Origin of the sequence: Nannocystis punicea (genome assembly GCF_026965555.1) — a bacterium.
Classification (GTDB): Bacteria; Myxococcota_A; Polyangia; order Nannocystales; family Nannocystaceae; genus Nannocystis; species Nannocystis punicea.
Genome location: NZ_CP114040.1, coordinates 5036846 through 5049772, shown reverse-complemented (window position 1 = coordinate 5049772; position 12927 = coordinate 5036846). Strand labels below are relative to the sequence as shown.

Genomic DNA, 12927 nt, shown 5'->3' with positions numbered 1-12927 from the left:
CTTCCCTTCGGGACATGTCCATTTCGACATGTCCCGGAGGGCTCAGAACGCCAGCTGGACCACCAGGCGGAACCGGTCGACGCCGTGGGCCATCGCCTCGCGCTCGGTCGGTCCGAGCAGCCCGTCCCACACCCGGAAGTAGTCGAACGAGATCTTGAAGTTGTGCTCGGCGACGTAGTAGTTGACGCCGCCGCCGAGCTCGTCGCGGTCGATCATCGAGCTCTTCTCGCCGAAGATGTTGCGGACGAAGCTGTAGCGGGTCACGAACTCGACGTCGACCGGCGGGATCAAATAGCCGATCTGGCCGAACCAGCCGACGCCGTCGCGCGGCAGGGCCACCGGGATCGGCGCTCCCAGCTCGTCGACCGCCCCGCCGGGGTTGCGCCGGCGGGCCTTGCGGTAGTGGAACGCCGACTCGATCGACAGCCCGCGCCACTTGAACATCAGGTCGGCGGTCGCGTGGTGGATGTCGGTCGTCCCGCCGTCGGCCGGGCGGGCTCCGTGGACGCCGCGCTCGCCGGGCGCGTCGTCGTGGTACGCGTAGGCGCCGGCGAGGGACAGCCCCGGCTTCTTCAGCCGCTCGAGGTCGCCCTCCGACTCGTCCTCGAACTTGCCGAGCGGCATCACGGTCACCCGGCCGACGTACAGCGCGCCGGAGTTGGTCAGCTCGTAGACGTTGCGGCCGTCGCCCATGAACACGCCGACCGCGTACTTGAAGCGGCCGATCCCGCCGATGTCGTCCGAGCGCAGCTGCAGGCCGAGGTCGCGATCGAGGTTGAACTCCTCGTTCACGCTCGAGCGGTCGACGAACTGCTGGTTGCCCGACGAGATCAGGCGCTGGCGGCTGAACGGCACCTTCATCTGGCCGAGCCAGACCGTCGCGTCGCGCAGGTACGTGAACTCGAGCCGGGCGTCGCGGACCGGGTTGTAACGGATGCCCGGTGAGTTGTCGGGCAACCCGCCGAGCATGTCGCGCGGCGAGAAGCCGAACTGGATGTAGTAGCGGTTGTGCTTGCCGAACACGTTGCCGGCGAACACCACGCGCGCGCGGCGGATCTGCAGCACGTGGTCGATCGGCTCGCCCGGCATGTTCGGGTGCTCGAGGTCGTAGCGGACCTGCAGGCGCGCCCGGATCGCCAGCACGTAGTTGCCGTCCTTCGTCGCGATCTCGAACCCGCGGCCCGGCTTGAACTTGAACTTCTGCACCTTCGCCGTCGCCTTGCGGTCGAGCTTCGCCGGCGGCGTCTCCGGCTCGGAGTCGATCGGCGCCGGCCCCTCGCCCTTGTCCGCCCCTGCCTCGGCCGAGCCCTCGAGCGCCGGCTCGGCGTCGACCGGCGCGGGCGCGCCCGCGACCGGCGCGGCTCCGACCCGCGGTCGCTCGGGCGTGGGCACGGCCTCGGGCGCGTCCACGAGCAGCCGGGAGGTCGGCGCCGTCTGCATCAGCGGCCAGGAGAGCGCGAGCACGAAGTGGAGCGGCATGCGGTCCGCATCACGGATGCGTGGCGAAAGGGTGACGGAAGCGTCACGAAGTGCCTAGTCGCGCGAGCCCCGCCCGCGGGCAGGAACCGGCGTGGAAGCCCTCCTGAGGCCGCGCGTGGGAATGGTCGCATCGGCGCGGGCCGCGGAGATCGCCAAAAACCGCCCCGAGCCGCCTCCCTTGCCGCGAGTCTGCACTTCAAGGTCATGTCTCTACGAACATGTCCTCTCGGACCTGTCACTCCCCGCGCGATCTCGGCCGCCGCGCCTCGTGGTACCGTCCTTCGATGCTGCACGTCGGGCTCGTCGGCACCGGATCGATCGCCGATCGCCGCCTCGCGCCGGCGCTGCAGAAGGTCCGCGGCGCCGTCCTGTGGAGCGTGTGCTCGCGCGATCCGGAGCGCGCGCGGGCCTTCGCCGCGCGTCACGGCGCCCGCGGCCCGATCCACCGCGACCTCGCCGACATGCTCGCCGACCCGCAGCTCGACGCGGTCGTCCTCGCCACCCCCGATCGTCTCCACGCCGCCCAGGCGATCGCCGCCGCCGCCGCAGGCAAGCACGTGTTCGTCGAGAAGCCGATGGCCACCGACGTCGCCGACGCCGAGGCCGTCGTGCGCGCGTGCGCGGCCGCCGGGGTCCGCCTCGCCGTCGGCTATCACCTGCGCTTTCACGCCGGCCTCCGGGCCCTGCGCGAGCGCGTCCTCGCCGGCGAGCTGGGCCGCGTCCTGCACATGTGCGTCCGCTGGACCTTCGTCGAGCGCGACGCCAACAACTGGCGCGCCTCGCCGGACGTCGGCCGCTGGTGGTCGCTCGCCGCCGTGGGCACCCACTGCCTCGACCTCGTGCGCTGGTACCTCCGGCCCGGTTGCGGCGAGATCGAGCGCGCCCACGCCCTGACCGCCAGCCCCGTCCACCGCGGCCCCCACGACGAGACCGCCATGGTCGCGCTGCGCTTCGCCGGCGGCGCCACGGCCGACATCCTCACCTCCGTCGTCTTCCGCGCCCCGCGCTCGCTCGAGATCCACGGCGACGCCGGCTGGGCCCGCGGCGACGAGGTCCTCGGCCCACACGGCGGCGGCCGGATCGTCGTGGGCGACCGCGAGCTGTCCTATGAGCCAGCCGACCCCTACCTCGGCGAGCTCCAGGACTTCGTCGACGCCGTCGCGCACGGCCGCGCGCCCGAGGTCGACGCCGTCGAGGGCCTCGCCAACGTCCGCGGCCTGTGCGAGATGACGGAGTCGTGACAGAAGTCCACGAGCTCGGCTACCGCGGCAAGCACTACACCGTCCCGGGCCTCGCCGACGTCGGCGTGCGCATCGAACCTGACCCGAAGGCCAGCCTCCCCGAGCTGCCGGCCGACTCGCCGATCCTCGCCAAGATCGGCACGATCTGGGATCTCGAGAACTTCAAGGTCGCGCGGCGGCCCGTCGAGCTCGGCCAGGTCCCCGAGGCCGAGCGCGCCGCCCTGGCGCGCCCCGGCATGCCGCGCACGCTCGACATGCCGATCAAGTTCCCCGGCTCCGACTTCCGCCTGCCCGCCGAGCTGGCGCAGCTGCGCTGGCTGGTCCAGCGCGTCGCCGACCTCGAGCTGGCGATCAACCCGCGCCACTACGACGAGTTCTACTGCTACCTCACCGTCGACCAGGGCCCCGTCCGCGCCGGCGTGCTGCAGCGCGAGGCGCCGTGCCACGTCGACGGCTTCCAGGGCGCGCGCTGGCGGCCCAAGGTCCGCATCAACCACACGTACACGGTGACCGACTGCCTGCCGACCGCCTACTACGTGCAGCCGTTCGACTTCACCGGCCTCGACGAGGCGCGTCACAACTTCTTCTTCGAGATGAACAACCAGGTCGCCGGGACCCGCAGCGCCCACGCCTGGCACGCCGCGCCGTGGGAGCTGACGCTGATGGACGCGTACACCGTGCACCGCGGCGCCGCGGCCGAGGTCGACACCCACCGCACGTGGATCCGTCTGTCGTTCGAGGCGCGGATCTTCGACCGCCTCGGCAACGCCCACAACCCGATGTTCCGCTACGACTGGGAGATGGTCCCGCGCGACATCGAGGGCCTCGGCCTGGTCGCCTGGGACCCCGACAGCGACCCGTCCCTGCGCGTGTTCCCGTGGCAGGACGAGCGCGGCGAGCCGCACCCCGACCGCCACACCCGCACCCAGCCGCGGCTCAAGCCGTGAGCCGGGCGCGGGCGTCGACCCGTCCCTGCGGACATGTCAAAGGTCGGCCTTGAGCGCCAGCAGCTCGACCCAGCGACCGTACAGGCCGTCGGCGCAGTCCTCGAAGTTCGTCTGCACCTGCTCGACCGCCCGCTCGGCGTAGACCCACATGCTCGAGGCCGCGAACATCTCGAGGTTGCCGTCGTACACCTCGACCTGGTCGGTGCCGTCGTGGAAGAGCACCATCGTCCGCTCCGACGTGCCGCACAGCTCCTCGACCTCCACCGCCGGGCAGAAGAACAGGTCGCCGTCGCTGATGTGCATCGGCGCCCAGAACGCCTCGAAGTCCGCGGCGAACAGGTCGTAGCCGACGCCGTAGAACAGCAGCAGGGCGTCGTCGTCGACCGCGTGCAGCGCCACGTGGGTGCGCCAGTCGAGCCCGAACTCCTGCGCCTCGGCCTTGCGATAGCTGAGGCGCACGTCGGTCTCGCCGCCGAGCAGCCCCGTGTGCGCCGTCTCCGTCGTCACGGTCAACGTCACCGCGTGGACGACCTCGAGGTCGTCGGTGCACTGCAGCGCGACCTCGCCGTCCATCACGCCCTGCACGCTGCAGCGGACGTCGAACGCGATCGGGTACGCGTCGGGATCGATCAGCGTCGAGGCGCTCACCTGGACGGCGACCTCGGTCCCCTCCTCGGGCTGAATGCAGCCCGGCCAGGGCGTGCCGGTGGTGGTCTCGTCGCCCGGCCCGTGGCTGGTGAGCGCCTCGGTCGAGGTCGTCTGCTGCGGGGGCCCGTCGGAGGTGGCCGGCTCGCCCGACGTGGTCGTCTCGCCGATCGAGCCGTCGCTGGTGTCACTGCCGGTCGATTCGGTGCCCGAGTACGCGCCGAGGTCGCCCTTCTGGAGCGTGCACGCGGCGCCGAGCGCAAAGAGGAGGGAGAGCGAAAGGTGAGGAATAAGGATGGTCTGGAAAGTCATGGTTAAGCCCGGCCGTGATGGCCGCTGCTCATGGTTTCCCGGCCGACTCCGAATCTGTGAGCGTGACGGAAAAATTCCGGGCGCGCGCTCCCGCGCGCCCACCGTCCATCGCCGCGCCGAGGACATGCCCTTTCCGACATGTCCATGAAGACACGCGCTCAGCCCGGCGGGTTGGGCATGCACAGCCCGCCGCCCTCGATCTGGGCGTTGGTCTGATAGGTGTTGAAGATCTTCCAGTTGTCGACCGGCGTGGTCGGCAGCGTGCTGTCCTCGCGCACGTTGGTGACGTAGTAGGCGTGCTGGTTCCAGATCCGGCGCGCCTGGATCCACCGGTCCTCGGCGTCGCGCAGCACCTGAAGGGCCGGCTGGCCGGACAGCGACACCACCAGGATCTCGGCCGAGCCGTCGTTGTCGACGTCGGCCACGATCGGGTACTCGCTGAGCGTGTAGCTGACGCGCGCCTGGGTCAGCACGACCGCGCCGGTGACCCCGTCGTAGATGCGGAAGTTCTGCTCGTCGGCGTACATCGCCTCGGCCACGCCGTCGCCGAGGAAGTCGAACGCAGTGCCGCCCGCCGCGCCCGAGCTGTCGACCACCTGCGACTGCCACAGCACCGCCGCCGGGTTGCCCTCGTAGACCGCGTAGAACTCGCGCGACGACGACGCGTACTCCGGCTGGCTGTCGCCGTCGAAGTCGTGCACCGTGCCCGGCCGCATCCACGTCAGGTAGCCCGAGGGCTGCACGCCGGTCGGCGTCGCCGGGCCCCACTTCACCGTGCCGTCGTGCTCGAGCATCCACAGCCCCTGGCCCGAGGTGATGAACACCTCCGGGAACGGGTCGTCGTCGAGGTTGGCGATCTGCGGGATCGACTGCGCCGTCACCTGCGGGTACTTCTCCCAGTACACCGTGCCGTCGTGGTGATACGCCGAGTGGCCGGTCACCACCTCCATCTTGCCGTCACCGTCGAGGTCGACGCCGACGCTCGCCTCGAGCTCGCCGGGCTGCGGGTTGGTCTGGGCCCACAGCAGCACGCCGTTGTGGTCGTAGACCTCGTGGTTGAAGATGATCTCGGCGTCGCCGTCGGCGTCGAGGTCGTGGATCGCCACCGCCCCGGTCTCGCGGAAGAACTGGTCGTACTGGCCCCCGTCGGTCGTGTTGGCCCACTTCGGGGTGCCGTCGTGCTCGAACGCCTTGAGGCGGTAGACCCCGCCGCTGTTCCAGATCGCCACGATCTCGGGCAAGCCGTCGTTGTCGATGTCGGCGAACGCCGGCGTGGCGAAACACGACAGGCTCTCGGACGTCGGGATCGCGTAGTGCTGGGTCCCGGTCGCCCCGTCGAGCACGAACAGCTCGCAGATCATGCCGTAGCCGATCGTCGGCCCGGCGACGAACAGCACGTCCGGGACGTCGCACAGGTCGATCTCGCCGTCGGCGTTGTCGTCGGTGAAGTTGCCGACCAGCGGCGTCACCATCGACTGCAGGTCGGCGCCGAACGACCACTGCAGCGCCGGCGCGAAGCTGTCGGGCGCCGCCTCCATCTCGCAGTCGCCGACCGCGTCCATGTCGTCCTGCACCTTGCACACGTTGCCGGGCGGGCCGCCGCTCGTCTCGCCGAGGTCGTCGACGCCGAGGTCGAACTTGATCCCCCCGGTGCCGTCGCTCGCCGTCACCGCCTCGGTGGTCGACGCCGCCGAGTCGCTGATGCCGGTGGTGGTCGGCGCGTCGGTGCTGGCGATCGAGGTCGAGGCATCGGTCGAGGTCCCCGGCGTCGTCGACGGCACCGTCGTGCCCGTCAACGTCGTCGCTCCCGCGGTCGCGCTGTCGCGGCCGTCGTCGCCGCCGCACGCGGCGAGCAAGAGAGGGGCGCACACCAAGGATCCGCGAACAAGCGAGGTCATGCCGCAGCCTACCGGGCTTGCGGGGCCGGATCCACGAGGCCCGCCGGCGTGAGCAAGCGCGGGCGGACCCGGGCGCCATCCCTGCACGCACCCGGGGATCTGCGGCGCCGGCCCGGCGCTTCCCCGCGCTCGCGCGGGCGCACGTGCGCCTGCTCGCGCGCGTGACCTTCGGCTTGCACCTGTCCTTTGGACCAGCCCATCTTCCGCACATGCGCGCGACCTGACGGCGCTGTCACGTCGCGCGGCGCGCTCCGCCACAATTGCCGCGCGCCCGCGGCTTGACGCGCTCTTCCGCCTCGGATCATTGTCTGCGCATGCACGTCTGGCCCGCGGCGGCCGGCGCGATCACCCTGGTCGTCACGGCCGTCCTCGCCTTCCAAGGCGGCGCGCTCACCCGGCTCGTCGCGCCTGTCCCTTACGCCATGTCCCTCGAGACCGGCGAGGGCGAGCCGCGGCGCGACGCCTACGTCGAGGTCGTCGTGGTCCCGGACGAGCTGCCGCCGCCGAGCGCCGAGGAGCGGCTGCTGGCGCGCCTGGAGGCGTTCAGCCGCGCGGTGGAGCTCACTCGCGGCGCCGCCGCGGGCCCGCCGATCGCCCTCGACACCGCCGGGCTCGACGCCGCGATCCGCAAGATCGTCGCCCCGCTCGAGCGGCTCGCCTCGGTCAGCGTGCACGTGCGCGACCTCGCCAGCGACACCGTCCTGTTCGACTTCCAGGGCGACGTCCCGCTCAACCCGGCCAGCAACAACAAGCTGCTGACCACCGCCGCCGCGCTCGACCTGCTCGGCGCCGACTACCGGTTCGAGACCCGCGTGCTGCGGCACGGCGACGACCTCGTGGTGATCGGCGAGGGCGACCCGAGCTTCGACCACGTGGCCCTGGCCGCGCTCGCCGACGAGATCGCCGCGCGCACCGACCTCGCCTCGCTGCAGCGGATCGTCGTCGACGACGCCGCCTTCTCGCCGCGCCGGCTGGCCCCCGGCTTCTCCGACACCGAGATCGGCCTGTCGTACCAGGCCCCGAGCGGCGCGCTCAGCCTCGACTTCAACACCATCGAGATCACCGTCGCGCCCGCGGCCGAGGGGCCGGTCGTCAAGCTCTCTCCCGACAGCACGCACGTGGTCGTCGACAACCGCGCGACGATCGGCAGCGGCGCGCCGACGGTCCGCACCTACGCGCGCGGCGAGGGCGACGGCGTCGAGACCGTCGTCGAGGTCACCGGCAAGGTCCGCCGCCGCGCCAAGCCGGTGATGGTGCGGCGACGGATCTCCGACCCCGGCCTCTACACCGGCGGAGCCCTCGCGGTCATGCTCGCCGAGCGCAGCCAGGACGCGCCGCTGCCGGTCGTCCGCGGCAACGCGCCCAGCTACGGCCTCGGCGCCGAGCTCGTCACCCGCCGCGACTCGGCCCCGCTCGCCGTCGTCGCCGCCGACGCCCTCGCCTTCTCCAACAACTTCATGGCCGAGCAGCTGCTGCGCAGCCTCGGCTGGCGCATGACCCAGAGCCCCGGCGACTGGGACAACGGCGCCGAGGTCGTCCTCGGCTACTGGCGCGCGCTCGGCCTCGACCCCAACGCGCTGGTGTTCGAGAACGGCTCCGGCCTGTCGGACCTCGGCCGCGTCACCACCAGCGCGCTCGTCGACCTGATCGCCATCGCCGGCCGCGTGCGCGCCGAGGAGGGCGGCCTCGTCTCCGCCCTCCCGGTCGCCGGCGAGCGCGGCACGATGGTGTCGCGCCTGCGCCAGTCGGGCAAGCGCGTGCGCGCCAAGACCGGCACCCTCGACGGCGTCAGCGGCCTCACCGGGGTCATCACCGCCGAGGACGGCACCCCGCAGGTCGGCTTCTCGATCCTCATCAACGTCGACGGCGGCCGCGTCGCCGTGGCCGCCAAGCGCAAGCGCGCCGAGGACCGCATCGTCATGACCGTGCTGCGCCACCTCGACGCCTGGGCGGCCGCCAACGGGGCCGGCGCCGCGCCCCCGGGGCCGACGAACGCGCCCGCCGCTCCCGCGCCCGCCGCTCCCGCCGAGTTGCCCGCCGACTGAGGCTGGCGCAGGGGGCATGTCCCCGAGGACCTGTCCTTTCGGACCTGGCCTCGGAGACCTGCCCCAAGAGACTCACACCGGGCTCACAGCTCGGTGCAGTCGGTCGCCTCGTGGATCACGCACGGCTCGGCCAGCGGCTCGCCGGCCAGGCGGGCGTTGACCCACTTCACGATGTAGGGCACCGCCTGCAGCACCGAGTCGCCGTGACCGGCGCCGGAGCACTCGATGTGCTCGAGCTGGTAGCCCTGCTCGCACAGGCGCGGCAGGTCGGCCTTGACCACCGGCGTGTAGACCAGGTCGTCGACCTCGCCCTGCTGGATCAGCGTCGGCGTGATCTTCATCAGCGGGATCTCCGACTCGCCGAGCGTGGCCTGGCGCAGGAAGCAGCCCCATTCGCCGAGCGCCTCCCAGTCGCGGTCGACCACCGCGTCGATGAACGACTGCGCGTAGACCTGGTCCGTGCTGGTGATGTCGGGCGGCAGGTCGAAGCTGCAGCCGCTCTCCATCATCATCGGCAGCACCGTGGCGACGTCGATCGGCGGACCCGCGCTGAGCACCTCGCTGAGGTCGCCCTGGCGCCCGGTCCAGTCCCAGCCGCCGACGACCGCGGCCGCGAGCGCGCCGGTGGTCGGCCCGAACACGGTGGCGCCGTGCTCGGTCAGCCCGACCGCGTCGGTCGGCGGGACCGCAGCGACGTTGGCGACGATGTTGAGCTCGGGCGCGTAGTGCGGCGCGTAGCGGTCGGCCCACAGGGTGGCGAAGCCGCCCTCGGAGGCGCCGAACAGGACCACGTCGTCGCCCGGCAGGCTCGGCAGCTCCATGTTGGCGGCCGCCAGCTCGTACAGCGCGCGCACCGAGTCGAGCGTGGCGATCGCCGTCGGCTCGGGGACGATGTACGGGTGCAGGCGGTTCGACGCCGGGCCCCAGCCGTTCATGCCGATGTAGTCGGGCGCGACCGAGACGAAGCCCTTCGCGGCCAGGATCAGCGGCACCTGGAAGCCCATCGGATCCTTGGTCGGCGCGCACGCGTCGGTGAAGCCGCTGGTCCCGTGCGCCCACACCACCACCGGCCGCTCCTCCTGCGCGGGCGTCAGCGGGAACGACACGAAGCCGGTGGTCTCGTGCTTCTCGCCGCGATCCTGGGTGACGTAGCGGATCTTGTAGACGCGCGCGCCGAAGTCGGCCGGGCCCAGCGCGGCGAAGCCGTTCTGCTCGAGCAGGTCGGTGATCGTCGGCGCGTCGAGCTCGATGACCTGCTCGAAGTCGATGACCTCGCCCATGCCCTCGGACGGGAGCCACTCGAACGGCGGCGCTCCGCAACCGCCGACCGGGAAGTCGTCGCCGGTGGTGCCGGTCGAGGTGTCGCCCGTGGTCGTGTCGGTGCTCGTCGCGGTCGTCGTCGGCGTGTCGTCGGTCGTCGTCGGCGAGGTCGAGTCCGTCGTGCTCGCCGCCTCCGTGTCCGTCCCGGTGGCACTGTCGGTGGTGTTGGCATCGTCGCCACAGGCGGTCGCCAGCGCGCAGGCGACGAAGAGCGGCGTCACATTTCGGTAGACCATGGGTGACATCATCGCCCACTCGCGCGCGGGCCCGCCAGGGTAAATTGCGGGCCCATGAACCGACCTTCACGTCCCGGACCCCGCGCCTTCACCTCGCTGGCCGCACCACCGCGGGCGCTCGCGCTGCTCGCCGCGCTCGTCGGGCCCGCGTCCGGGTGCGACAAGGCCGCGACCGAGCCCGCCGCCGCGCCCGCGCAGCCGGCCTCGCCCACCCCGCCTGCGCCTGCACCCGGGGCCGCGCCCGCGCCGGCGAACACGGACATGCCCGAAAAGACAGATCCGCTGCCGGCCCCCGCGAGCCCGCCCGCGGTCGTCGCAGAGCGGCCGCTCTACTACGACCGCCCGCTCACTCCGGCAGACCTCTCCGGCCGGACCCTGCGCGAGCTCACGCTGATGCGCAACACGATCTACGCGCGCGTGGGCCAGAGCTTCCGCAAGCCGTGGCTCGACCAGCACTTCCGCCGCTTCGACTGGTACGCCCCGGCGCCCACGCCCGACCTCACGAGGCTCACGCCGACGGACTACGAGAACGCCCGCGCGATCGTCGACCACGAGCGCGCGATCCCGCGGGCGATGTTCGAGTCGCAGCAGAAAGCCCTCCTCGCCAAGAAGGCCGCGGGCCCGCTGAGCCCCGCGGAAGACGTCGAGCTAGAGCTGCTCGCGGTCCACCTCGGCGGCTGGACTGCCGACCCCGAGCTCAAGCCAGAGGACCTGTCCCCGCTCGCCGACCCGACGCAGCTCGACGCGCTGCTGAGCGCCAACCAGCTGGCGACGCTGTCGCTCCGCGACCTGCGGATGCTCCGCAACACGATCTACGCCCGCCGCGGCCGCCCGTTCCGCTCGGTGCTGCTGCAGGAGTACTTCGGCGCGATGGAGTGGTACACGCCCGACGAAGAGTACACCGACGCGAAGCTGACGCCGATCGACCGCAAGAACGTCCGCCTGGTCCAGAGCGTGGAGAAGGCGAGCGGCGGGCCGCTGACGGACTACGAGCACAAGGTCGAGGAAGGGTGGTTCTTCGCCGCCTGATGAGCAGGCAGCGCCCCGGGCGGGCGCAGGATCGGTTGAGAGTGACCTATCGGACATGCCCTTCGGGGCATGGATGAAGAGACAGCAGGTACCGCCGGGCGGCGAGCATCCACGCCGCCCCGCGACGTTTACGGAGCGGTGCAGACGCCGACTGGCGGCTGCAAGTCCGGGACGTCCTTGCAGCTCGTCTCCGGCGGACATCCGGGGTCGCGCAGCTGCGGGTCGCAGAGGACAGCGCAGTGCGTGGGGTCGCCGCCCATGTCGAGGACCACGATGCACATCGCCAGACCCGGCGTGCCGGTCGGTGGGCATGAATCCGGCGAGCTGTCGCAGGTGTGCGCGCAGTAGTCGCCCGGGATACTGGCACCGAGGTCTTCGAACACGATGCAGGTGAGCCCTTCCGCGCAGCGCGGCTCGCCGACCTGGCAAGGGCCATAGAGGCCGCCCCCTGGCCCAGTCGTGTCCGTCGTGCTCGAGCTGGTGCTGCTCGTGGTCGCGTCCGTCGTCGTCGTGGGCGCCGGGCCCGAGGTCGTGGGAGCGTCGCCCGTGCTCGGGTCCTCGGTCGGCGATCCCACGCTGGTGGCGCTGTGAGAGAGCGAGTCCGCGGTCACCGACGAGGTCGGGTCCGTCGTCGTTGCGGTGTCGCCGGTCGAACCGGGTTCGGGTTGGTCCTTGCCCGGCCCACAGGCGGCGATCAAGACCGCGACGGTCGCAGCGACGACATATCGAAAACCATCGCCTCCACTGTACCACGGTGACGATCGCTCACTGCGTGAGGGTGATTCGATCGCGATCCCGACTGCCTTGCACGCCGAGCGCTCGCAGCAGATCGAGCACCGGCGCGGGGTCGCCGGCCAGGTGCGCGGGCTGGCCGCGGAGTCCGGCGTCGATCGGTATCAGGGCGGCGGACTCGACCCCGTGACGGCCGAGTCGCACGCGCAGCACCAGCGCCTCACGCTCGTCGGTGCAGTCGCAGGCGAAGGCGGCGTTACCGAGGCCCCAGGCGACGACCCCGGGGCCCCGGAGCTCGGCGCCGGCCAGCGAGTGCGTGCCGTGGGCGACGACGACGACGGCACCTGCCTCGAAGGCCAGGTTGGCTGCGCGGCGCAGCGGGGGCTCGGGGAGGTAGAGCGGCGGACCTGCGGTGTGAAAGCTGACCGCGAGGACATCTCCCGCGCGGCTCGCCTCGGCCAGGGCGGCGGGGAGCTCCGGCGGCACCTCGTCGGCCAGGTCGAAGCCGGCGAGGGCCACGCGCAGGCCGTTCTGCTCGATCACCGCCACCCCGGCCGGGCCGCCGAACGGCGCCAGGCCGGCGGAGCGCAGGGCCGCGGCGGTGGTCGCCGGGCCCGCGGGTCCGGCGTCGACGGCGTGGTTGTTGGCGAGGTCGACGGCGACGATCCCGGCGCGCGCGAGCTCGGCGGGGGTACCTGTCCCATTGAACAGGCGCAACGCGCCCGCCTCGTGCACCACCCCCTGGGCGCCGCGGACGTCGATCGGGCCCTCGAGGTTGACGACCCCGCCCGCGCCCGGCATCGCGGCTGCCAGCTCCGCGAGCGCCCCTGCCCCGCCCGGGCCGAGGTGGACGTCGCCCGCGAACCACAGCTCGGCGACCGCCGGCGCCTCGACCTCTCGCCTGTCCGAAGGGCCAGCCTCGCGCCCACACGCGAGCGCTGCGCCGAGCCAGACCGCGACCCACGCTCGCACCCCGGCAGCATGCCGAGGTTCGGCCTCCTGCGCCAGACACGACCGCGGCGGAGGGACGTCGCAGGGGCCTG

Annotated in this window: 11 protein-coding genes; 5 read left to right on the top strand and 6 right to left on the bottom strand. The window is 72.1% G+C overall.

The window, feature by feature from the left end; genetic code table 11:
* Window positions 1-42: 42 nt before the first annotated feature.
* Window positions 43-1479, bottom strand: coding sequence for a porin (locus tag O0S08_RS19545; protein ID WP_269040707.1), 1437 nt, complete (start codon window positions 1477-1479; stop codon window positions 43-45).
* A gap of 284 nt (window positions 1480-1763) precedes the next feature.
* Here O0S08_RS19545 and O0S08_RS19540 point away from each other — a divergent pair, with 284 nt between their 5' ends.
* A complete protein-coding gene (locus O0S08_RS19540; RefSeq protein WP_269040706.1) occupies window positions 1764-2720 on the top strand; it encodes a Gfo/Idh/MocA family protein in 957 nt (318 codons plus the stop codon).
* A complete protein-coding gene (locus tag O0S08_RS19535; RefSeq protein ID WP_269040705.1) occupies window positions 2717-3667 on the top strand; it encodes a hypothetical protein in 951 nt (316 codons plus the stop codon). Before O0S08_RS19540 ends, O0S08_RS19535 begins: the two co-directional genes overlap by 4 nt.
* 36 nt (window positions 3668-3703) lie before the next feature.
* Here O0S08_RS19535 and O0S08_RS19530 read toward each other — a convergent pair whose 3' ends face one another.
* Together O0S08_RS19530 and O0S08_RS19525 are read right to left on the bottom strand one after the other, a co-directional pair.
* A complete protein-coding gene (locus O0S08_RS19530) occupies window positions 3704-4624 on the bottom strand; it encodes a hypothetical protein (protein WP_269040704.1) in 921 nt (306 codons plus the stop codon).
* Between the two features lie 158 nt (window positions 4625-4782).
* Entirely contained in the window at window positions 4783-6522 is a 1740-nt protein-coding gene (locus tag O0S08_RS19525; protein ID WP_269040703.1) for a hypothetical protein, read from the bottom strand.
* A 314-nt stretch (window positions 6523-6836) separates the two neighbouring features.
* Between O0S08_RS19525 and dacB the strand changes: the two genes are divergently transcribed.
* On the top strand, window positions 6837-8567 hold the full coding sequence (dacB, locus tag O0S08_RS19520; RefSeq protein WP_269040702.1) for a D-alanyl-D-alanine carboxypeptidase/D-alanyl-D-alanine endopeptidase: 1731 nt from the start codon (window positions 6837-6839) through the stop codon (window positions 8565-8567).
* Between the two features lie 83 nt (window positions 8568-8650).
* Here dacB and O0S08_RS19515 read toward each other — a convergent pair whose 3' ends face one another.
* Entirely contained in the window at window positions 8651-10123 is a 1473-nt protein-coding gene (locus tag O0S08_RS19515) for a lipase family protein (protein WP_269040701.1), read from the bottom strand.
* A gap of 54 nt (window positions 10124-10177) precedes the next feature.
* Between O0S08_RS19515 and O0S08_RS19510 the strand changes: the two genes are divergently transcribed.
* Window positions 10178-11152 (top strand): YARHG domain-containing protein, encoded by a 975-nt coding sequence (locus O0S08_RS19510; protein WP_269040700.1) that lies wholly within the window; start codon window positions 10178-10180, stop codon window positions 11150-11152.
* Between the two features lie 128 nt (window positions 11153-11280).
* On the opposite strand, the gene O0S08_RS19505 is transcribed toward O0S08_RS19510, so the two are convergent.
* On the bottom strand, window positions 11281-11535 hold the full coding sequence (locus O0S08_RS19505; protein ID WP_269040699.1) for a hypothetical protein: 255 nt from the start codon (window positions 11533-11535) through the stop codon (window positions 11281-11283).
* Window positions 11536-11611: 76 nt separating this feature from the next.
* On the opposite strand from O0S08_RS19505, the gene O0S08_RS19500 reads away from it, so the two are divergent.
* Complete coding sequence (locus O0S08_RS19500; protein ID WP_269040698.1) at window positions 11612-11743, top strand: hypothetical protein; 132 nt, start codon at window positions 11612-11614, stop codon at window positions 11741-11743.
* A 174-nt stretch (window positions 11744-11917) separates the two neighbouring features.
* Here the strand turns inward: O0S08_RS19500 and O0S08_RS19495 are convergent, their stop codons facing one another.
* Entirely contained in the window at window positions 11918-12856 is a 939-nt protein-coding gene (locus O0S08_RS19495) for a CapA family protein (protein WP_269040697.1), read from the bottom strand.
* Window positions 12857-12927: the final 71 nt, after the last annotated feature.